We start from the raw sequence: 22,767 nt of genomic DNA, 5'->3' as shown, positions 1-22,767 counted from the left end.
TATCTTCGCTGCAGAGTCATTAATCGAATAGAGGCATCGCCAGGAGGGAGATTCCAGCAGCGAAATCGCCGCTGGAATGATACGGATTACATTTGTATTATGCTTCTGTCGTAGCGGTTTTTTTAAAGCTATCAATAAAATCCTGATATTGTTTAGTTAACCTGTCTCTTTCTTCTTTTTTATCTATCTTGTAATCAATCGCATCACCACACAAACGGGATATCTCAGTTTCTGTGTTATTATCCAACGGATTATCCAGCAGGAGTATATCAATTGTTTTTTGATCGATATGCTTTATCTCCGCATTCAGCGTTGAGATCTTCAACGAGTAAATGGCTGCTCTTTTTTTAGTATCTTCAACGAATTGTTCTTTCGACGCTTTAATGGCTACTTTCATGGCGTTATCAAAGCGCTTATCACCTGTTTTTTCGATGGGGGGCGATGCGTCACTGATGTCAGACAAATGCTTTCTGGCAAGGGCTTCAATATCGCTCCCGGCGGCATCATAAGCACCATCAGCCAATTTTGTGATGGTAACATGCAAGTTACCCTCCGGTTTCTCATCAAAGTCAATATTATGTCCCGGCACCAATTGCGCAATTTGATCCATTGTGTCCATCAGGTTCAAATTCGTCAGCAGTGAAAAAGCAATTGCCGCGTCCACCTGCGCTTTTATTTTACCCGTGGCATCGGTTTCCGGTGGAACCTCAATACTGATTTTTCCTGCATAATCCTGAATATCGCTGCTATCCATACTCCGGATGAAATCTTCACGGATCTTATCCCGGCTAAGCGGCGATGGGATGGTGGTGACGGCCGCCGTGTCCGTTAAACTTACCCCGCCTAAGGATATCAGGTCGGTATCAATCGGGTCTTCAGGTACGACTTCCGTTGATGTTGAGCGGGACGGCCCTGGGCGTGGCTCATTGCGTTGACCATCAACAACATCACGGCTCTCCTCAAAACAGAGCGACCCCGTTCTTTGATAGGTCCTTAAAACCACATTTTTGCTGTTAGCTGCCTTAATTTTTTCATTTTTATTGCGTATTTTTTCATTCTCCCGATGCAGTTTTTCATATTTATCGGCAGTCATATTTTTATCCAGAAAGGCTTTATCTAAATCAATTTCTCTTAGGAGCCTAATCTCTTTTGGGCGTGTGTTCTCTTTTGGTAAAGATGATTTTGGCATCTTATTGTTGTTGCCAAACCATTTCACTGATTTTCTTAACCAACCCTTCAGGGTTAAATCCTTATTCTGATGTATTATTGTGATGGGTTGCGTTTCATTGGTTATCATATTCATCTCCTGAATTATTCCGATGGTCCATTGAGTTGTAATACCTGTTTTCTACCAAACTGACCGGGATATTCGTTATCGGATCACATCTACCCATTCAGTCGTATAAATACCTATTCTAAACTTTTAGTACCATATGAACCTTGACTAAACCCAGATTTTACGAATTTATCTCTTCATTTCACCGCTGTGATAGCTTGCTATTCTTCACTAACCCAATTAAGAAAAGGAACCACGGTATGCCAGAGCTGGCCTCCGTTCATACGCACAAGGATCATTCGTTGCGGTTACACCCTGTAACCCGGTTTAGCCATTTTGTTGAGAGCATGGGAGAGATCAGAAACCGCCCGGCAGCGCTGTTAAGCCAGGGCATCGGCTACTGTGCGGCACCGCTGTTTGCCCTGTCTGATAAACTCATGAGAACCCTCGTCGGGATGCTGCATCACCCATCACGTTTTGATGATTTTCTCGATGTGGCGATGGCTGATGCAAAGTTACAGACGCCGCCGCTGCGTGAGGCGTTAACGCTGTTGTATAGCCACCACTCCGTCACGCCACAACAGACCACGCCGCAGGCGCTGGGGGCGTTATTTCGCAGCCTGATGCAGGGCAGCGTCGCCGAACCGCTGCCGATCAATCCACTGATCCTGCAATTTCTGGCCAACGGCCTCGAGTGCGCCAAAAAAGACGCTTTCCCGGATGATGAATACCGGCTGCGCATCGCCCTGTATCTGGCGAACCGTTATCTGATCTGCCACCCGGAAATCGAAACATTCATCACGCCAACCCTGATCCTCTCCCTGTTCAGCTGCCTGTTGCCACCGCTGGTACAGCGCGTATTGTTCCAGCATTCTCTGGCACTGTTTTTATCCCTGCAACAACGCGGTCAGTCGCCGCCAGCCGCACTGGCGACGCCAACGCTGCGCCCCACCGAATCCCGGCACGCTCTGATGCCCTGGAATCAAACGCTGGCTGATAGCTGGCACTACCGCGCGCCTGAACATTTCCTCGCCGGTCATACCGCCCGCACTCTCAACGCTCCCGCCCTGTGTTGGCCACTGGTGGAACTGCCTGCGGCCCACTGTTTCGAATTTTTCCGCCCATTAACCCACAATGAGGTTCCGCGTTGCCTGGTGTCTCAGCCAAACCATACCCACCCCACTTTCCCGTCCGGTACGCGCGTCAATCAGTTCACCGGTTGGGATAGCAGCGGCAATCCCCACCAGCTCACCCAGGTGTACGTGGGAAGACATGATCTGCGTGTCAGCGATATCAACACCGTCTCTGCTTCCTCGCTGGGAACGCTGACGGCATCACGCGCCCAGGGGGATGGTGTGGCTGAGGTTTTCCCGGTGCCCATAAGACAAAAGGCCGTCGCCTTACGGCTGGCCTCAGAACAGAAAAACCTGGCGACTGCACCAGAGCCAGCCATAAATCGCGGCTCGTTCGCCACGCGCGCCTGGCAGCTGCTTTCAGCTATCCATACCCATCTGAACTTTCCTCCGCTGGTTAAAGGGGAAGGTCTTCACCAGGCATATGCCCGTCCGCGCGCCCACATCGCGCTCCGCCCGCGTCAGGTGACTGCCAGCAAACCCGGCACGCCGCTGATCGAAGACTTTATTGCCTCGGTACAGCGACAATTTTCCCTGCGCCCGGAGGTTAGCCTCTGCCAGCTCAAGGTGAAATTTACCTATGAGGATGGTGTTCCCGGTGAAAAATGGCTGCCCCTTGCGACCGTGCTGGCGTTGTTCAGAGGCAATGATTACGTGGTGATCTACCCGGATTCCTGGTATCAAAGACACCCGCGGGCAATACAGAAAATCGAAAAATATCGCGGCTATAACCGCACCACGGCACAACCGTTGTCCGAGCATTTCAAACAGGCCGATTATCAGCGGGTGAAAAAGAGGAATCTCTGGCCCGCGAACGAAGATGTTCACCCGCTGGACTTTATCAGGCAGCTGGCTACAACCTATAACTTTGACCCGAAAACTCACGCAGAAGTGGTGTATATCGACGACTTTAGCGACAAAAATGTCTCTTTAGGCAAGATAATCACCCTTGATCCCGAGATCATTCGCATCATCAAATGGCCGCAATCCATCCCGGTGCCTGCCACGGTTTTAATGGAGCGCTACCGTCGCATCACAACCTTCTATCAACGCAAAGATCTGTTGCTGGAGATTGAACTCAACCGGTTATCCGCTAGCGATGATCGCCCATCCTTTCCCCTGCCGGAAATGATGAGCGATTTGCGTAGTCTGGGAGATGCTGATTTGCTGGTGGAACTGGATATCCGCATTGCCGCGGCGGCAGCGCTGAATAACCGCATCAGTGAACTCTATGATAATTATGAACTTAACAGCCAAAAAGCCATTTCACCCACGTATCGGCTTACTGCCGCCAGCCAAGTCGAGGTGGAAATCTCTCAGTTTGAAGCGGAGTTTGGCGGAACGCGAAAAGTTAAAATCGTCGTGATGTCGCTGGAAAGACTGGCCTATGGCGAATTGCAGCTCAGACACGGTACCAATTGCACCTTTAAGGTCAATGTTCCCCCGGCGCTGGCCCCATTATTTGCTCAGGCAAGCCGCATTTACAGCGACGCCTTTCCGGTCACCGACAAACTCTATGTCGAATTACAGGGCAATACCCTGAAATGCCAGCATAATAAAAGCTGCTTTGCCGCGGTCGCGGAGATCCAGCGGCGTCTGATCAATTACCGCATTGCCAGCTATCTGACCACCCTTACGGAAAAAACGGCGTTAGGCTGGCGTGACCATGTCGAAATCAGCCTGCTGACCCACATTCTCCAGCAACCGGACGCGCGTAATCTTATCAAGCTGGTCGAGTTCGACGGGCAATCTATGGCGACGTTTTTTGCTATCCGCGGCGCCGGTCAGATGCTGTTATTTAATACCCTGAGCGAGCCGGTGATAATTTTGCAGGAACAGCAGGCCACCCTTCTGTCAGATGCTGAAGCCGAGGCCATGTTCAGCACCCTGCCGATGTCATACAGCCTGCAACACGCCAAAGATAAAGCCCGATTCAATATCCCTTCAGCGACCGGCGCTTCCCGTGATGGCACGCTGGGAAAATATCACTTCGTGACGCCCGCCTCGCTGGATGTGCATAACCTGCTGGCGGAGAATATCTTCGCCAATAGCCTGGCCGATATTGATACGCTGTTTCACACCTCGTCTGAGGTCTGGGCGAAGTTTGCGCTCGATTTCGCCAGTGATTTCTTTACCGGCATCTCCTTTGTGCTGGATCTGGCGGCATTCAAATCGTTAAGCCTGACGGCCCGACTGGTGACCGCGATTGCCGGGCTGGTCTCCAATAGCGCACAGCTGGGCGTCTCTTATACGCTGGCAAAAGTTAACGGCGAGGAACCCCGGCAGTTGGATCTGATGCTCGCTGCGCTGTTCGGCAGCCTGGATTTTGCCACCATCAGCTACGCCTTTTATCAGAGGCTGCGTAAGCATTTCGCCCAAATGAGGGCATTAAAAACCTTTATCACCGGGATGAATAACAACCGGCAAACGCTCAAAGCGATTAAATTGCTTGAGCGTGGCAAAGGTGGCCCACCGCTGACGCCGACCCAGGCGGAGTTTCCTTTTCACAATCCGGGTATCAACCTGCGCTTTGGCCTCTCCAGCCTCGCACCGGTGCTGACCGGGAGTAATAAGCTGTTGCTGCTGCGCAACAGCCGCAAGCACGCTCGTCACCTGTTAATCAGATCCATTGCGGCGCTAACGGACACGGGTAAGAAGCCTCTGGTTGATCGGATTCTGCTGCTGTTCTTTGCCAAAAACGATGGTGCGTTTGTTCAGAACTTTATAAAAGATCTGCAAAAAATGAAGCGCGACCTGAATGAACTCAATATCAGTAAACATGTGGCTTTTATCGACAGAACGGCTGTCGATGACAACACCATTATGGCAATCGATATCCAGGCCTATAAAGATTTCCGCAGAAATCATGAAGCGATCAGCAGGAATACACGGGCGGGCGCAAATGCGGTTGAACGTTATCAGGGTACCGTTCTTTATGTCATCAATGAAAATTTAAAAAAACTCGCGCAAAAATGTGGCCCGAACTTTATCGCCTGCCTGGCGGAAGCATTAGTGCATGAGCTGACGCATGGCAAGATGAACGCCCTCGATTATGTGCAGGACGTGTTTGTGGAGGGCTATAGCGGGGTGAGAGACTTTGAGGCGCTGATTAATCTGAATGATAAAGATTATGTGGTGCCGAAAAAATTTAGCGGCGCAGATCAGATATTTATGAAATCAAACATGGCTGGCTATCATGATACCAGCGCAGGCGCGCGCAATGCCCAGTCGATTGCCACCGTGATCTATCTGCTGGCCTCGATTACCACCAATGGTCAGGCGGAGGCGTTTGTCGGCAGGATGGAAAAAGCGCGGATGAAACTCCCTGTATAGTCTCGCGATGTCTCTTGCCGCTACAGGAGAAAATCACGTAGCGGCGTTGCAGCGGTTACTTTGACAGCCAGGCTTCCATATGCTCGATTTCAGCGGTCTGCGCCCGAATGATGTCTTCAGCCAGAACGCGCATAATGGGGTCATGGCCGAATTTCAGCTCAGTCTCTGCCATGGCAATCGCGCCTTTATGATGCTCGATCATGCCTTTCGCAAAGGCGCGATCCGCGTCTGATTCCTGCAAACTCTGCATCATGCCTTCATGCATCCCTTCCATGCCCTGCATATATTCCTGAGAAGCAGCAGATAAATCCGTGTGCTGCGCCATTTCCGGTGGCATTTCTTCATTGCTGGTCGGATGCGCCAGCACCCATGCCGGTACGGAAAATAACAAGGCCGCCAGCGTAAGCGGTACTTTTTTCATTTTAAACTCCGGTCGATAAATATATGACGAGGGTGATAATTTCTGCGCGCAATCGTTCCATGAAAGCCTTCATTAAATTTTGATCCAGCGCAAAAAATGAACATGATTCATCTAACACCAGAAGATTCTTCTATTAGACTTCTTATCTTCCAGGTCACGCAGAAATTATTAACAATGCGCGACCCTACAATAAAAATGAATGCACTGATGATTTTATGAAATCAGTTGCTTTCGTGTACCTGCAATCCGGTCGCGTAAAAAATACCGGCACATCGAGCGAAGAATATTCATTATGATCACTGTTGAGAGTTGTTGCCCATCACGTCACATCGAACGTGATAATTCCTGTGATACTGACTCACAGTTCGCGGCGAGTATTACCTCTGCCACAAATTCTTCTGATGAATTATCATCAGTCTCACCTATTGAATTCCTGCGAGAACTAAAAGAAATACCCGGACTTGTTGGCACGCTGCTGGCATCCAGTTTGATGAATATATCGCAGTGCGGCCCGGCATTTTATTTCTTCGATACTGAAGCGAAATTTTCCAGCACCCTGGTTTGTAATGCGACGGGATTTACGGTTTTCCCGATTCACTGCGAAGCGGGGCATCCGGTGCATACTTTTATGTCCGGATTTAAAACGTACGCGCTGGGCCTTTTTCAGTGTGGTTTCAGGGTAAATTATAATGGCAGCCGTAACCCGAAAGACTGGAGTGTATGCTTCGTTACGGAAAAGCTGGAACACTTTGAATTTACTGTTCCCTTGTGGAGTGTAGAGACGCAAACCTTTGCCGCCGCAGGGCAAACGCTGTTTGGCTTTGAGTGTGGCAAAACCACCACTTTTGATAAAAGGCCGGGAATGGAGTTTCTTGACCAGATACTTTGCCGGACCCCCACCGCGATACTTGAGTTATTCCAGAATGCCGTTATACGTCCCTGTACCGGCAATCAGGATATTTCCCCTCGCATCTCGCCGATAAGTAGCCAGCCCTCATCGTTTCGCAACCCCTGCAATCTGGTCAATTTTCTGGCAGACGCAATAACCCGTACCCTGAGAAATGCGCTGGCATCGAATAATCCGGATGAAGTTTTCTGGACCGGAGCCACCATAGGCCTTTGTGATATCAACGCCGGTTTTACTCTGGATTTTATTAAGGTGCTAAAAGCAAAATATCTTCTGACTAACTATCTGCGCCACAACATTATGTTTACCTATATAAATGGAGAGTTCTCAATACCGGACAACGTGAAAATTTTCATCATTATCATGTATAAGATATTGGGTTCCTGTCGCGCCCTGCATCATTTCCTCAACAACCTGAAAGTGAAAGTCGTCGAAAACTTCCCTCACAATCAAAGCATACATACTGCAATCAGTAATCTGACGGATAAATTAGCTGCCAGCGTGGATGAGTCACCTTTAGAAGATATTCCGCTCAGGGAGTTTCTGTATAAACTGGCGGTGGTCAGCACAAATTCTTTTGTTGTCAACAATAAAAAAGGTGTTTTTGAATTCGGTTATAATTCAGCAGGTCAGGAATTAAAGGAAAACTACCGGATAAATGATAAAGACAATGTCTATATTCTTGGCGGAACAGAAAAAAATGAAAAAGAAGGTTCGAACGTGCATCGTGTCAGTCAATATACCTTTAACGCCGACATCCTGCATATTATTACCAATAATAATGAAGCCAGCCAGGGAATAGTCAGCCAAATACTGTCAACGCAGTCGGTCTGACCTGGGCAAATGTGGCTCCTCGCTGAGCCACACTCCCTGTTACTTATCCGCCAGCCGCGCCACCAGACTATGGGGCGCGATGCCGTTGCAGGGCTGGTCGGCAAAATTCGCCACCAGCACTGAACCGTCGCTGAAGGTGGTTTGCTGCACCCAGCCAGCCTTGTCCAGCCAGCGAAAATCCGTCAGCGCCTTATCCCAGAGCCGCTGATGCAGTGGCCGGAAGCGGGCGTCAGCCTTTACCATCTCCGGGATACGCGCCCGCAGCGTTGCGCGGCTGAGGTTAAACAGCGGCGGCGTGTTATAGAGCTGGCTGAGCAACTCCCGCGTGACGGTGACTTCAGGGAATTTCAGATTATCTAACGTCCAGTGATGGGTGTTGATCACTGCATCATGAAAGACCGCCTGGTACAGAGGTAAACGATAGCGCGGATCAAAGATCACCGTGCGATAGCGTGGCCTGACGTTCGCGGGACGGAAAAAGGTGGCAGGCTGCGCATCGGGCCACCAGGCCCCGAGGTAGTATGGGGAGCTTTTGTTATGTCGCATCTCTGCGTCCTGCCAGCCAAATCCCCAGGTTTCCATACCGTGGGCAAACATGATGTGGCGTGCAGTAACTGCATTACCGTCTTCCGAACCTAACGGCAATTTAAGCTGCTGGCTGAACCACGCCATGCGCGCATTGCGTGCTGCTGCCATCTGCGCGGCGCCCGTTGGGTGAGCAGGCTGATAGTCATCATCCACCATGCCGGTGCCATCGACATCGAGAAACAGGCTGTTGAGTCCGGCCAGTTGCACCAGCGTGCGCATACGTTGCTGCGCATATGGCAGGACACACGCCGGATTCAGATAAAAGCCTGCGCCTCCGAAACCAGGCTTTTTGCTGCCGTCGGCGCGGACGATAGCGCATTGCTCACGCAAGGTCGCGGGCAACTGCGCGGTGAGCCAGTTATCATTTTTGCCACGCGCTACGGCGGTATCGTAGGAATCATAACTGGCGATCAGATAACCGGCCGCTTTGGCCCGCGCTACCGCATCGGGATGTAAAAACGTCGCGGTCCAGTTATCCGTTCCCAGCCACAGGCGCGATAACCCCGCCTGCTGCAATGCAGCAATCACTGGTTCAGACAGCCCCTCCCCCCACTGATCCGCAGATACCAGATAAGGGCCGAGCTGATGTTGCGCCATTGCCCGTACCCTGATTGCCTGCTGCTGCTGAGCGAGCAGGAACGCCTCATCATCGGGAGTGGCGCGTAAAGGATACAGGGCCACCAGCGCACGGTTGAGAGCGTCGATCATCACTGATCGCTGCCAGCTTTGCGGCTCGGGCTGTTGCAGGATTTTGTCGGCTTCGGCCCCCATCTTTTCCCTGATTGCTGCCCCCGCGGGAGTTCGCAAATAGCGCGCCAGCCCTGACCAGTCTTTAACATCCTGCGGCGCCAGCAGCTGGCTGCCCCACAGATAGATGAAACTGGCACCAATCAGTTTGCGGCCTTCCGGTGCAATCGCCATCTTCTCGCGCAGCGTGCTGAACTGACCGTTTTGCTGCAAATATTTACGATAGCGCAGCGCGCCCGCGAGCGGTGTGTCACCGACGTTTAACAATACTTCGAACGGTTGCTGCTGATTAAAACGGCTGAATTCGTGCTGGCTGCGCATCTGTAACTGGCGGTTTATCTGCGTGAAAGTGACGCGATTGCTGAACGGAGTGAGCAGCAGCCAGCTGTAGGTTTTTCCCTGCTGCTGTTGGCTCCAGAGCGGCAATTTCAGATCAAAATTGGTATCGATTGATGCCTGCTCGTCCGCCAGGTACGCCTGCCAGCGCGGGTTATCCAGCGGAATGCGGCTACCTTCACCCAGCGGCAGCAGCAGTGTGCTGGCCTGAGGCGGCAGGCTGAACCAGTTAAGCCGTTGCGGTTTATCACTATGAAAGCGCAGCAGCAGATCGCTCCCCTGCACATGGGCGCTGATAGTGAGGCGCTGCGCGGGCCAAACCCAGTGGGCTTCGCTGGACGTCGTCTGGAGTTCAGTGACCTGCTGTCGCGGCTGCGGGGAATTGACCAGCACCTCACCAACGTGAATTTGCAGGGAGGCGGGATCGAGGGTGAAAACCGCCGTTCCCTGCTGCAATTGCACAGCCCAGGCGCAGCAAGAGAATATAATTAATAGCGTAACAAGTAGGGAATGAATTATTTTTTTCATTTATATGCACTCACAAAAAATGTGAACGCAGTTTAGGCAAAAATTGTCGTTCCTCACATGATCTTCAGGGAAATAATCAGAAGGTGAATATGAGTTTACACAAACATCCAGCACTCATCAGATCATCCTCATCTCCGCATATTTCACTTTTGGCGATCCCCACGTAATTTATCAGGAATATATATAGGGAGCCATCAACATGCCAAACGCGATTAATGCAGCGGCCGCCAATACGTCGCAGCCAATTGAACCCATCCCCTCCACATCGACGCCTAAAATGACAGACAGGATTGAGGTAAAAAATACCCCTGCCGGAAATATCATGACGTCAAATAAAACGTCCCTCAAACCGACCCCGTCATCTTTCTGGCAAAAAATAAAAACAAACTTAACTAAACCGACGGTAGCGCAACCCCCTGTCGCCTCCAGAGCGGAGAAAATTGAGAAGATGCAGGCCTATCTGATTAAGGCTACAGAAAAAAGAGAGTCAGACGGTATCATCATCGATTTCCTCGAGCGCAAGATAAGAAACAAATACAGCATTACAGAAATATTAACTGAGGATTTTATTAATAAAAACCCTAAGGTTATAAAAAATATTATTCAGGCAACAGGAGACAAGATCCTTGGCATACTGACCCTTGACACACAAGCGAAAAACTTACTGCTGAACGTTATCCACCCGTTATATTTCGGCAATATAGCAAGCGAAATCGCGGGTGATAGCAGCTATCTGAGTTTGAAAATGGTCAATGCGATGTCATCCCGCTTTGCGGTCAGGAGAGAGAATGCCGATAAAAAAACCTTCGACCTTCAATTGTTAAACTATAAAGATGAGTGGCAGGATACTATTCGATCACATTTTAGCGCCGTCGATAAACAGTCTTTTCCCGCACCTTCTGGTCCCTATGAGGCCCGGCTGGATGACATTTTCAGATTGTGCTTTGCGATACAGAAAGAAGTCTGCAATACACATTATTCAGCCTCTTCCGACTTGCAATCAATTCCTTTTATTTTCAATAAAATACATGAAGTGATGTATCTGGTGAATATCGAAATCAGTACCATAGCCGCAGACAATTCAGTACATGACAAAGCAGAAAATCTAATCCAGAATGGCGTCCACAGCATGAAAGATTTGGCTGCCGCACTTGGATTCCTTTATAACAGAATAAAACAGTTATTTATCAAAGTAGCCGATCAGGCAGAAAGAAAAAAAATATCAGACATCACATTTGTCAGTAAAGAGGGATACATCACCAGACTGACCGATGCGCACAGTGAATATTTTTTTGACCTGGCGAAAAAAACGGGAATCGACAGTAGCATTCGAAGCCATATCAAATTAACTGAAGAACAACTGAGTATTTTCACCGGTCTGATGCAGAATCGATAAGTTAATCCCTGCGTATGCCTTCCCCGTAACTTAAGCAATTGCGGTGTTTTTGCAGGGCAAAAAAAAGCGGCACCTTAACCAGGTAGCCGCTTTTTAATTATGACCTATCAGGCATTATTTATTCTGTCGCCCACAAGCTGACAGCCACATCCGGTGACCAGTGCGCCGCACCGATGTGCGCCTGCAAACAACGATACACTTTACCGTTGTAACTCACTTTATCGCCTTTGCCGTAAGTGGTGCCCGCTTTAAACGCCGTCACTGCGCCGTTGCCCGGTTCCTGTGCTTTGGCTTTTACCAGCACATTGACACTCGCCGTGGAACTGAACTCCTTGTCCTTCACGGTGACCGAGAACGTCAGGGTGGTGTCCGTTGCCACCTGTGGGGCGATAAAGGTGGTAATCACGCGATTCGCCACAAAGTTGACCGCCGGACCTGCCGTTTGCTTCCACTCGAAGCTCAGCACATCGTTGTCCGGATCCGTTGAACCCGAGGCATCCAGAGTGACGCTGGCGTTGCTTTCCACCGTCTGGTTGGCGCCTGCATGGGCGATCGGTGCCTGGTTAGCCGGGCCGTTATCCGGTTTCTCAGTGGGCTTAACCACCACGGATACGATCTGGCTGGCCGGAGAGAGGTTACCCGCCGCGTCTTTTGCCATCACCTGGTACTGATAAACCACATCGTTCTGCTGATCGTGCTGAACGTGGATGTCAGTCCATTGCGTGGTCAGGGATGTGCCCATCTGACGGCCATCACGCCAGATGATGTAGCCCACCACGCCGACATTGTCGGTAGACGGCTGCCAGTGCAGCGTGACGGTATTATTCTGCTGGCTGGCAGTGATACCGGTGACCATTGACGGGCCTTCGGTGTCCGCCGGGGCGTCCGGCAATGCACCGCCAAGGGTATTTTTATAGCGGGTGGCAAATTCGTAGCCATACGATTTGCCCGCTTTATTTTTACCGTTGTCCCAGTTAACTGACCAGGTCATCAGGCCTTTAATCGGCTCTCCGGCCGCGTTAAGACGTGCCAGCGCGTTGTAGACCGCCTGCGGATCTTTCACATAACCGTTACCGGCCGCATCGACGTTAGTCGGCAGACCGATCACCAGCTTGCTGGCGGGAATTTTCATAAAACCGCGGCTGCCGTTCGCCAGGCTGTCTGTCAGATAAAACAGAAAATGTTCTTTCCGTTCATCGTCATTCTGCTTCAGATACCAGTCACCCACGATGGCGGCCTCTTCAGCGCTCATATCTACGCCGGCCCCGTTCTGGTTGTAATACTGCGGGGCGATAAAGTCGTACACCCCTTCCAGATTCTGGATATACGGCTTATAGGCACCATTCGCGGTCAGGTACGGGAATTCCGGCGCCATGCTGATGATGAAGTGCTTACCCTGCTGCTGATAATGTGCGCGCACCAGTTTTAATGCCGCCGGGATCACCGTGCTGTTATCACCCGCCTGAATGGCGGTCTGCTCGAGATCGATATCCAGTCCGTCAAAACCATACAGCTCAACCAGACGGATGATTTCGTTTGCCAGCGCCTGCTCCTGTCCTTTGTGCAACAGGATATGCGCATCGGCGCCGCCGAGAGAAATAATGACGGCACGGCCCTGCGCGTTCAGCTCAGCAACCTGCGCGCGGAATTCGTCGTCAGAGGCGTTGTACGGTCTGAAGGTTGGGATAGTGTCGGTCTGGCCGGGGAAGACCTTCATAAAGGCGACGCTGACCACGTTGTATTCCGCAGGCACATCGCGCAGTGGCATATCTGAAGGCAGTCCCCCCTGATAACCAATGGATTCCGGGGTCGCGCCCCAGTTATGCCAGTACCCCAATAAGATTTTTTTCTGGCTGATATCAGGCATCTGGGATGCGGCATCCTGAGTTGCTGCGTGCGCCATTGAACCGGCGCCGCACAGCAGCAGCGCCAGAGTGAGCGCATTGAATTTTCTTTTCAAAATATGTTGCCTCAAATAAATAACGTAAATTTCGATCGGGAAAATTACGGTATTTACGAGGTCGCCACGACGCGAACGCCCTGTTAATGCGGGAGAATATCAGCACAAAACATAAGGATTTTCTGGATGGGTATGTATACCACGGCTCGTCAGCCGCCACGACGAGATACGGTATCCTCTGTTCAAACTGTCCTGGCGGGATGGACTGCTTTTACAGCTCAGTCAATTCCGGCTCCTGTTTAATAAACAGGCTCTTAATTTTTACGAGGCGTTTGTCCCGTTCCGATAGGTGCTGATCCTGACACATCCCCCTGGCCAGGGCGTCGAAAAGGTTGTTTTTATCATGCCTGCTTTTGTGCAGTATCTTCCAGCTTGCTGGCGCACCCCCGCACTTTGGCACACGCAGGGCCATGTGATACAGCCCCCCCTCACTGTCCTGATGCTCACGGAGCGCCACCAGATTATCAGCAGGGATCACGGCATCATCGATACTGCCCGACTGCCATCCCAGTGGGGTACAAACCCGCACACGCCCGTCCAGCTCAATGACCAGGATGTTGTATTTTTCTTCTTTCGCGATCAACTGTATCTGATCGTTTTTCAGGGATTTGAATACATCGGTGCGGGTTAATTGTTCGGTATGATTGGGTCCATAATCGCAGAGAAACTCCTGGTGTTTTTTTACCGGCACTTTGGTGACAAAAATCGCTATTACCCCCCGGTGATGTTTCTTCCTCGCATAGAAAACCTGAACATTATTTTCGCCGCGAGCGGGCAGATTGCCATATCTGGCGGTATTCATCAGCGCCAGGAGGTTGGGATGTTGTGCGCCACTCACAAGGGTGTTCTCATTTCTTCGGGTGCCAAATGCAAAGGTTGAGAAAAAACCTGGTCCGACTTTTTCCATCGCGGCTTCAATATTCTCCACAGAATCAAGATAGGCGCCGGAATACATGCCAAGGTATTCATGCGCCGGCGTATCCTGCGTCGCTACCAGCTGGTTGCCGACTGCATCGTTCGGATCATTTTTTATTGCCAGAAAGCGCCTGAAAACCTCGACATCACTTTTACCATCAGTTTCTACCCCTTCCCGCACCTTTCTGAGCAGCATCTCCTGCACATCTTGCGGCAGATGACTGGTTCCGACGATTTCAGCTTCATGCGGCTCACCCAACACCCTGGCAGTGACGCTTTCCCCGCTAAATGGGTCAATCAGCAGCGGGCCGCAATAGTTTTGCGCCTGCTCCACAAATAATATTTCCCTGATAATTTCAGGTTCAGGAATATCTTCAGACACCTTCTCTTGCTTAATCAGGGCAGCATCATCCGGCGTTTTATCAGGAACTGATTTTACAGACTGTCTGAATCGCCATGTTTTGGCATGAAGGGTATTTGGATTGACCGCATAATATCTGGCGAGCTGGACAAGGGAAATATTTGGCCATGCCCTGGTTTTGCTATGCCGAACCCACAGCTCCGCCACTTCCATCGCCGAAACCCTGGCTATTTCATCGCCGGAGTCACGCTGCGGCAATTGTTGATTGAGAAAATCGGTTTGTTTCTTATTCAGCCTGGGTGCCCTGAGCAGCGTAATATATAAGCTCAGCACCGAGGGAGCTAATTTAAAATGCCGACACAAAAATATCTGGCTAATCCGCTTTTTTTTCATTTCCGCTTTATGGGCAACATACAGTTCAGCCATCAGATCCACAGGAACCTTTTCTTCTCCCTTATTATTCGCAGATATCAGGTTATTCAGCCACGTCATATCCTTCGGTAGCGGCTCGGTTGGATGCAGGTAACTGACCATACATCCCAGCGAGTTCGATTTGAGATTATAACGATCCGCCAGCTGTAAGAAGGTGATCTTTTGTGATTCCAGGATGCTTCTGTGCTGACAAATTGCCTGCGCCAATGCCCGGTAACTACAGCCTGATATGGGCGGGAAGTCGACCAGCGCTGCATTCTGAACGGCCGTTAACGGGAGCGGTTTAAGCAGCCTTATTGCGTGGTACAGATCATGTGGTTCAAGCCCATAAGCCCTGGCAAGCACCGTCCTGTTGATGCCCTCTTTTATCAGGTTTCGCTCATTCGGATGCCACAGCCGGGCCACAGCTTTCAGGTCAGGCTCACTGTCCAGAGAGCGGAGGCTGTTTAACTTCGCCTTCTGATGTGGTTGCAGGTTAGCTTTTATCAAAATCTGAATGATATCTTTAACCCGACTTGTATTGACATCCGCATAGGCGAAAAACTGGCGCTGATTAATCCTGGTCGCTCGCAGCAGAGTTTTATATCTCAGATACCACTTTGCCACTTTCATCTCATTTTTCTTTGCCGCATCGGGAAAGTGTTGTTCAAGGGTTGTCTGCTGCGCGGGCGTCATGGGGGATGGCGGTGCCTCTTCTCTTATTTTGTATAACACCTTATCGATCGCTTTTTTAAGTGCTCCGCACTCCAGTTCATAGTATTCGGCCAGCATTTTTTTCTGAATGAATAATGCCTTCATGGTCTCTTTATAGCGCGCATAGAGCTGGGCGACTTTTTCCCCGAAGGCTGCTTTATTCTTCCTGTCGGGCGCTTTTTCACAGGGAAGATGACGATAAAGCCATCTTTGGTGCAGCGGTTTTCTCTCTTCCGGCGACAGCTTTGCCACCTCGGCTTTCAGATCGCCCACAGACGTGGGATTGGTCACGATACAGAGGCGTTTGCTCAGGCCAGCGGCTTGCGGGTCTTGCGTAACTGCGGGTTGCTGATCGTCTTTATCTCGCAGTTTACGTTTACCTGGCACCAGCTGTGCCGGTTGGGGTAACGGAGTCAGGACAAGAGGCAGAGTAACATTGAGGGAACAGAGTTGAGAGAGGTTGTTGCCGACCGCCGCGATGTGGCTAATAACCACAATGCTGCCACCCTCCGCATTCTGGGCTGGCGGTGGTCCTGTTGCAGAAATAACGGGCGCTATCGCTCCCAAAATGCGCCTCCCTCCTCGTCAGATGAACCCACAGTATGTTCGAAACCGAACTGGAGAAGGGATAAGCGTTATGAGAAATTTGTGAAAATTTTCATCAGCAAAGACATCAGTCCATTTTGACGGGATCTTCTGCTGTCGTTTCCATTAATCGTGAATGCACCGTTTCCTGTTGATGAAACAGATCCCATGGTAAAAACAGGGTATCAGCCACGGCGGTCAGCGGCATATCCAGCAGAATAAATGGCTTGATACTCCATTCAATCTCCTGATTAGATAACATCTCACTACTGGCTTTTACTCCAGAATAGGTACCGTTATGACCTGAATGCGTCATGATGCTTGAGCAGGAGCAGAGTAATAAAGCTACGAGCGCGACAGATAATTTGGCGAACTTAGTCGCATGGTCGAATAACAAAATCTCCTCCTGACTTTACATAATAATAACAAATAAGATAATTAAGAATAAACACCTTATATTTGCATAGCAGCATAGCGCTACCCAACACCATAAACCATCGTACCAGTATGATAATTTAAAGACTCACAAGGCAGGTATCAGAAATTATTAAAGCGAGAGACTGAAAAAATTACGACTGCTGATTTCATAGCAAAAAAACGACTCTGATCATTAATGCTTAACCTAATCTACAACCTTCATGCCTCATCTCTGTTTAAATAACGCGCTAGTGAATCAGAAATCGATAATTATCAATATTAAGGCTATGACAATGAACGTAAATTTTATAGCCATCTGCGTTCAATTTATCTTTAGCAACATTAGCTTCTCACTGGCATCTCCGTCAGAGGTGACACCGATGCGATTAAATACCTATCAGGAAAATATTCAGAAGTTGACCTCTGATAAAGCCGGGAATGTGTATATCATCATACAGGTGATGCCACACTGATAAATAACTCAGGAGCAGTTCCATTTCAGACATCTGAAATAATTGCACCACCGGTTTTCTCAGGATTGGGTGATAAAGGGAATTGTTATCTGGTCGTATCAAAAATCATGGTGAATCGGATAGTCAGATTGAGCTATGGCTGCAAAATCCAAAGAACACATCTAACACAGCCAGAACAAACCACCGCGATGTCGATAAACGGTGACAGAGTCAGATTCGCTAACCTTGATTTTGTGGTGCGCAATGCGGTGGTTAGCCCGGAAAATCCGCATCGGATATTGCTCAGGGCGAGCGTTTTGCCCCTCAATTGAGGAAAGTGTGTCGGTTGCTCCGTATTTATCTGACCGACAAGGGCAACAACACCGCTTACCAACCCGCACTTCTTCTATTGCTCAGGATGGGGGCGAGCTTCGCCGATAACCTGATGTGTAGTTTTAACATCCCGACGGCTTCCTTCGGCTGTGGATCCTACTCAGCCAGCGGATTTATCAGATGTTCATTTCTGACAACGTTGATGATCAGTCGCCAAAACGTGTGGGGGGGCCATAAAGGTCGCCTCATTCGAAATGCTATTCACCCTGCCCCAGCAAGTCGGGCAATTTGGTGTGAACGCTCCGCTGGTCAGTGAGAACAACCTTTAGAATCTTTATCAATATGACGTGAAAAGAGAGGAAGAAGAGCGTTCAGCAGTAAACATTGCTGGCAGTATCACGGAGCTAAAGCCACAAAACGAACGACCATGTGGCTCGATGAGCCACATGCTGTAAGATGCAAGATTAGTCTTTAACCTTCGCCCCTTTCACATTGCCAAGCACCTGCTTAATCGCCGCTTCAATCTGGTCCACTGCGTCTTTCGGTAAACGCACAAATTCGTAGCTAATTGAACGCTTATCGGCATTCACTTTACGCCGAGCCAGCAGATTGCGATCGTCAAAATCAGCCAGTTTTTCCGTCACCAGCGTTTTCGGTTTTTGCGGCACCAGGTTGCGTTTCGCTGAACGGAAATAGCCCAGAATTTCAGACTTCTGTTCTTCCGTCGTCAGGGCATGATGATGGTCTGCGTCCACCATGGCACGCACTTGATCGGCCAGATCGCTGATCTCCACGCTTTCCGCTTTGGCGTTATCGGTCACATCCAGCAGCAGCTGATAATCCGGCAGCGTAAGTTCTGACACGACAGGAAACAGAGCAATCAGCTCTGCCGGTACTGAGGCGGCCTGAAACGCGCGCGTCACTTTGGCGTTGGAAATGCCCTCAGCTTTGGCAATCTCACTTTTGCTCATGCCATTTTCGTTCATAATGGCAAAACGCAACCCCAGCTCTCGCAGGTTATGCTCTTTTGCCGTCTGAATATCGGCCGCCAGCTGACGTGCATCGCTGATATCGATTTCGTCTGAGGTAACCAGCACTTCAAGGCTGGCCTCCGCAAACAGGCAGGCTGCGCGACGGCGCGAACCATCCATGATCTCGATGCGTCCGTCCTTCAGGCGTCCTATCGCCGGAAAAAACTGTTGCAGACCAATGGTGCGCGTTATGTCTTTGACTGATTCTTCCGTCAGCGTGGCCTGATCGCGACCGTTGATCTGCGGATCAACATAGGTGCGCAGCTCGATGTCGCCATGCGGGATCAGCTGACGGGCAAAAGTGGCGGTTTTGCCCGATTTCAGGGTAAAGGTACGCGAGGTGTTGCTGCTATCAATAAAGCTGGCAATCGCGGTCTGGCCCATGGTGCGGCCAATACGTTGTACCGTCTTATGAGTACTCACAGTGTGCTCCTGATGTATTCAATGCGATCGAAAACAGCGCGGGAGAACTGCTCTGCTTCATACTTTGCCTTTCTCAGGGCATCGGCGCTGCCGGGATAGGAGATCGGGTTGGCGCTGATCACCGTATCAAAAGATTCACCGCAACGCTCGAAGCCGTCCAGGCGCGGCAACGAGGCATCCAGCATCGATTTAGTGAAAACCTCGCGGGCGTAGCTTTGCGAGGTTAAGTGGTCATGCTTGGTGGTCATCTTCGACATAAAACCAATGTTGGCTTTTAAGCGCGGCTCCACACCCTCTTTCTCAATACGCTCCAGCATCTCTGGCAGGCGGGTCAGATATTTCATGGTGGAGTGAAAATCAACCTGAGCCGGCGGCGTCGGCGTCAGCAGAATATCGCTGGCGGCAATGGCGTTGAGCATGAATGAGTCCAGGTGCGGGCCGGTGTCGATAAAAATGAAATCATAGTCGTCCGCCAGACGATCAATAACGTTGCGACGCAACACTTCCGAAGGTGCAACACCCGGCAGGTACTCCTGAACCAGCGCATCCCAGTCACTGGCGACAAAACCATCATCGATCGAGGCTGGCATAACATCAACACCAGGCATTACGGTCGGCTGGATAAACTCGCGGCGCAACTGATCGCGGCCAAGATCGTTTAACATTGCCTGTGCCGCAGTCTCTGCTTTGGAACCGATGCTGTCTTTATGGCTTAAAAACATAGTGCTGGAGGCCTGAGGATCCAGATCGATGACGAGGATCCTCAGATCGTTATGCAACATCGCGGGATGGGCGCGCATACCGTGGGCCAGGGTGACGGTGCTGACAGTTTTGGACACGCCGCCCTTCAGGTTAACCACAAAGACCACAAACGGCCCTTTATGCTTATCACGATATTTCGGCACCTTGCGGTGATGATAGATATCGATGACGTTTTGCAGGCTCAGTGCATATTGCGAGGTGCTGCCGGTTTGCTTTTTACCGAATTCATAGCCAGCGTCTTCCATATCACTGATGGCGGCGACCACGGCGTGTTTACTGAGCAGCGGGAAGTTAGCGACGGCGTTGCGCGAATAGGTCTGATAATAACCCGTCTGATTAAATTCAACCCGTTGTTGTTCAATATGGTTGCTAAGGCCCTGCAACATACTGTTTGCCCGCTTCGCTGTCTCCAGCACGTCGCCGTAATCACGCTTCATAAGCACCTCAGGAATAATGTCTTTTCGAATAGTACACAAAAAGATGGAATCTGCCAATTTTTCAGTAAAAAACCTAAAAACTGGATTTTTTCTTCGCGGATGGATTTATTTCATAAAACTGAGATTATCCCAGTAAGGCTGCTGACACACCGCTATCAAGATGTTTGTCATAATACTGACATCAGCATGATTATTCAGGATAAATTTCAGATTTCAGGTTTCAATCAGCCAAAAATTAGGCAACTCTCGACTGGCTGAATTTGCATGTTTAGAGGAACGCTATGTCTCTACCCTGATTCAGGGTATTTAACGTTACATGAGCGGCCTGCATATGAAGAGGAACATAATGCCTACTTAGTGCGCAGCGGGGTTCACAAACATGTTTAGAGGAACGCCGCCATCCGCAACTTCTGCGCATTATCAGAGGAACGCTTCGGATAGTTAATAGGCAAAACGGCATGAATCCTCCTCGTTCTGCATGTTTACAGGAACACCCCTCACGCATATTTAGAGGAACATCAGCCTGCAACTGCATGTTTAGGGGAACACTTTAGCCTGCGCGCTGCATGTTCAGAGGAACACATCTGTATCTTCACAGCATTTTCAGAGGAACAGGGAGCCTGCTGGCGCTGCATATTCAGGGGAACATCATAATCAGGCTTGCACATATTTAGAGGAACATGACTGATTTTACTCATGAAAATTCCATATCGTTTATGCGACGTTTATCTCTAACATCATTTTTCACCCACAGCTCTTTATCCGTCTGTCACATGTTTAGAGGAACGCGCTGGATCACAGTTTTGCATGTTTAGAAGAACACTCCAGGTTTCACCGTAGCATATTTAGAGGAACACCTGGATGTGCGCTTCGCATGTTTAGAGGAACAGTCAGAACCTTGTGCATGTTTAGCGGAACAATTGATGATTTCACAGGCGAAAGATGATCGCTTCATGAGCAGGCCAACATGTTTAGGAGAACGCTTTTTTTTAAAAACGAAGAGAAACAGCAAACTGTGATTTGTCCGCGTACATGTTTACAGGAACACCCTGCAGTGACTTTCAGCATATTTAGAGGAACATCCTTCCTCATGGCTTCATGCATGTTTAGAGGAACACGTCACCAGGTAACGACAACTTAACGATTAACCCATTGTTTAATATGATTTTATATTAATAAATAAAGCATATTTAGAGGAACAGCCGGAACAAATATCGATACGACCGGTGCATATTTAGAGGAACGCCCTGCCCTTCTCTGCACGAGGTCCCATTTGATAATGCATGTTTAGAGGAACATTCGAGGAAGAAATGCACGTCCCGATGCAGAAAGGGGTGCATGTTTAGAGGAACAAATTTGATGTTTTTTAAGTAAAAACAAGGAATTAACCAAGAAAAAGGCAGCAACGACTGACCTGACGATCATCAGGTGTCGGCTTACTGGCAAAAGCGCCTGGGTTTAAACCTCGTTATTTTCAGAAAGATCAGGATCTCTGGAAGTGATCGTAAAATAGATCTTTTTCTTACCCTGGACCACTTTGTAGCCCTCGGTATAAGTCAGGTATTTCACCTCTTCCAGCAGCTTCATCGCCTTTCTCACAATCATCAGCTGCTTACGCGGCTCAGAACGCATGTTGAGGCGTTCCTGGATTCTTTCGAAGGTTACTATCTGAACTTTGTTTGGAACGTTTGGCAGGCCTTCCAGGAAGGTATAAATGGCTTTAGCGACCTCATTGCGCTTAATTGCCGGAAACACCTTCAGCTTCAGCACCCTTTTCAGATCAATATTGTACAAATCGCGCAGGCCAGGATTGTATTCGATAATGACCTGATTTTTAGCGGTATCTACCTTGGAGAAGTTAATCAGATGCGTTGTGGCACTCACGATATCTTCGCCATCTTCCTTGTAGACGTGGATTGAGGTTTGGGTAATTTTCCGCAGAGATTTAGCAATGCGCTCTTTCAGGTTCTTGTTCACCTGCCGCGTGTTGAATTCACACAACCGCGCAAATTCCGTAAAAGGCAGCGTGACTTTACCCTCTTTCATCTCAGTGTGAGTCAATGCAGAGATGATAGCCACCCAAGTACGGAAATCCGTGTCCATATCGAGCTTCGGACCATTGATCGTAACTTTGTTGTATCCTTCCTTGTTGACGATCTCAAGGTTACGAAACTCCTCAGAGGCATCCATAGAACGGTTGCCAACGCTCTTTTTCTCGATCAAACCAACCGGGCTAAACACACTTAATCGTAACAGTGATAACGGCTGGATCGACTTGTTGCTTGTGGATGATATGTACTCAAGTTCACCTGTAGTTTTATTTTCATACTCGACAGTGAGACCTAAGTCGTTTATATCCTTGGACATTTTCCTTTACCTCCCCCTGCCACATTTATCCACAGTTGAACGTTGCTCTACATATTCAGAGGAACACTTTTTGCATATTCAGAGGAACACTACAGCATAT

At 49.5% G+C, this 22,767-nt stretch carries 12 protein-coding genes; 3 read left to right on the top strand and 9 right to left on the bottom strand.

Features of this window, described 5'->3' with window-relative positions; all coding sequences use genetic code 11:
* Positions 1–97: 97 nt before the first annotated feature.
* Positions 98–1,297 carry a hypothetical protein gene (locus AC6I8V_RS23585; RefSeq protein WP_497846815.1) on the bottom strand — a complete coding sequence of 400 codons (1,200 nt, stop codon included), beginning with the start codon at positions 1,295–1,297 and terminating at the stop codon, positions 98–100.
* A 326-nt stretch (positions 1,298–1,623) separates the two neighbouring features.
* Here AC6I8V_RS23585 and AC6I8V_RS23580 point away from each other — a divergent pair, with 326 nt between their 5' ends.
* Positions 1,624–5,742, top strand: a complete 4,119-nt coding sequence (locus AC6I8V_RS23580; protein WP_497846814.1) for a hypothetical protein — start codon at positions 1,624–1,626, stop codon at positions 5,740–5,742.
* Between the two features lie 55 nt (positions 5,743–5,797).
* On the opposite strand, the gene copM is transcribed toward AC6I8V_RS23580, so the two are convergent.
* Positions 5,798–6,067: a CopM family metallochaperone gene (gene copM / locus AC6I8V_RS23575; protein WP_497847051.1), complete on the bottom strand. Its 270-nt coding sequence runs from the start codon at positions 6,065–6,067 to the stop codon at positions 5,798–5,800.
* Positions 6,068–6,455: 388 nt separating this feature from the next.
* Between copM and AC6I8V_RS23570 the strand changes: the two genes are divergently transcribed.
* The gene (locus AC6I8V_RS23570; RefSeq protein WP_497846813.1) at positions 6,456–7,904 is read left to right on the top strand and encodes a hypothetical protein; all 1,449 of its coding nucleotides are present in this window, start codon (positions 6,456–6,458) and stop codon (positions 7,902–7,904) included.
* A gap of 39 nt (positions 7,905–7,943) precedes the next feature.
* Here the strand turns inward: AC6I8V_RS23570 and AC6I8V_RS23565 are convergent, their stop codons facing one another.
* A complete protein-coding gene (locus tag AC6I8V_RS23565) occupies positions 7,944–10,103 on the bottom strand; it encodes a glycoside hydrolase (protein WP_497846812.1) in 2,160 nt (719 codons plus the stop codon).
* Between the two features lie 199 nt (positions 10,104–10,302).
* Here AC6I8V_RS23565 and AC6I8V_RS23560 point away from each other — a divergent pair, with 199 nt between their 5' ends.
* The gene (locus AC6I8V_RS23560) at positions 10,303–11,499 is read left to right on the top strand and encodes a hypothetical protein (RefSeq protein WP_497846811.1); all 1,197 of its coding nucleotides are present in this window, start codon (positions 10,303–10,305) and stop codon (positions 11,497–11,499) included.
* Positions 11,500–11,617: 118 nt separating this feature from the next.
* On the opposite strand, the gene AC6I8V_RS23555 is transcribed toward AC6I8V_RS23560, so the two are convergent.
* The 6 genes from AC6I8V_RS23555 to AC6I8V_RS23530 all read right to left on the bottom strand — a co-directional run bounded on the left by AC6I8V_RS23555 (position 11,618) and on the right by AC6I8V_RS23530 (position 22,667).
* Entirely contained in the window at positions 11,618–13,402 is a 1,785-nt protein-coding gene (locus AC6I8V_RS23555; RefSeq protein ID WP_497847050.1) for a carbohydrate-binding protein, read from the bottom strand.
* Positions 13,403–13,670: 268 nt separating this feature from the next.
* Positions 13,671–16,427, bottom strand: a complete 2,757-nt coding sequence (locus AC6I8V_RS23550; RefSeq protein WP_497846810.1) for a hypothetical protein — start codon at positions 16,425–16,427, stop codon at positions 13,671–13,673.
* Positions 16,428–16,533: 106 nt separating this feature from the next.
* Positions 16,534–16,842: a YceK/YidQ family lipoprotein gene (locus tag AC6I8V_RS23545; RefSeq protein ID WP_497846809.1), complete on the bottom strand. Its 309-nt coding sequence runs from the start codon at positions 16,840–16,842 to the stop codon at positions 16,534–16,536.
* A 1,269-nt stretch (positions 16,843–18,111) separates the two neighbouring features.
* Positions 18,112–19,062 carry a ParB family protein gene (locus tag AC6I8V_RS23540; RefSeq protein WP_497847049.1) on the bottom strand — a complete coding sequence of 317 codons (951 nt, stop codon included), beginning with the start codon at positions 19,060–19,062 and terminating at the stop codon, positions 18,112–18,114.
* 35 nt (positions 19,063–19,097) lie between these two features.
* Positions 19,098–20,300: an AAA family ATPase gene (locus AC6I8V_RS23535; RefSeq protein ID WP_497846808.1), complete on the bottom strand. Its 1,203-nt coding sequence runs from the start codon at positions 20,298–20,300 to the stop codon at positions 19,098–19,100.
* Positions 20,301–21,758: 1,458 nt separating this feature from the next.
* Positions 21,759–22,667 carry a RepB family plasmid replication initiator protein gene (locus AC6I8V_RS23530; protein WP_497846807.1) on the bottom strand — a complete coding sequence of 303 codons (909 nt, stop codon included), beginning with the start codon at positions 22,665–22,667 and terminating at the stop codon, positions 21,759–21,761.
* Positions 22,668–22,767: the final 100 nt, after the last annotated feature.

This window comes from Pantoea sp. X-Soil-TKNS-1207, from assembly GCF_059730485.1.
The sequence above is the reverse complement of the archived record's forward strand: the minus strand, read 5'-3'. Positions and strand labels throughout refer to the sequence as shown.

Excerpts from the sequence above, each read along its gene's own strand:
- copM (WP_497847051.1), bottom strand. The coding sequence starts at position 6,067 with ATGGCGCAGCACACGGATTTATCTGCTGCTTCTCAGGAATATATGCAG.
- AC6I8V_RS23580 (WP_497846814.1), top strand. The coding sequence starts at position 1,624 with ATGGGAGAGATCAGAAACCGCCCGGCAGCGCTGTTAAGCCAGGGCATC.
- AC6I8V_RS23585 (WP_497846815.1), bottom strand. The coding sequence starts at position 1,297 with ATGATAACCAATGAAACGCAACCCATCACAATAATACATCAGAATAAG.
- AC6I8V_RS23540 (WP_497847049.1), bottom strand. The coding sequence starts at position 19,062 with ATGGGCCAGACCGCGATTGCCAGCTTTATTGATAGCAGCAACACCTCG.
- AC6I8V_RS23535 (WP_497846808.1), bottom strand. The coding sequence starts at position 20,300 with ATGAAGCGTGATTACGGCGACGTGCTGGAGACAGCGAAGCGGGCAAAC.
- AC6I8V_RS23560 (WP_497846811.1), top strand. The coding sequence starts at position 10,303 with ATGCCAAACGCGATTAATGCAGCGGCCGCCAATACGTCGCAGCCAATT.
- AC6I8V_RS23565 (WP_497846812.1), bottom strand. The coding sequence starts at position 10,103 with ATGAAAAAAATAATTCATTCCCTACTTGTTACGCTATTAATTATATTC.
- AC6I8V_RS23570 (WP_497846813.1), top strand. The coding sequence starts at position 6,456 with ATGATCACTGTTGAGAGTTGTTGCCCATCACGTCACATCGAACGTGAT.
- AC6I8V_RS23555 (WP_497847050.1), bottom strand. The coding sequence starts at position 13,402 with ATGGCGCACGCAGCAACTCAGGATGCCGCATCCCAGATGCCTGATATC.
- AC6I8V_RS23530 (WP_497846807.1), bottom strand. The coding sequence starts at position 22,667 with ATGTCCAAGGATATAAACGACTTAGGTCTCACTGTCGAGTATGAAAAT.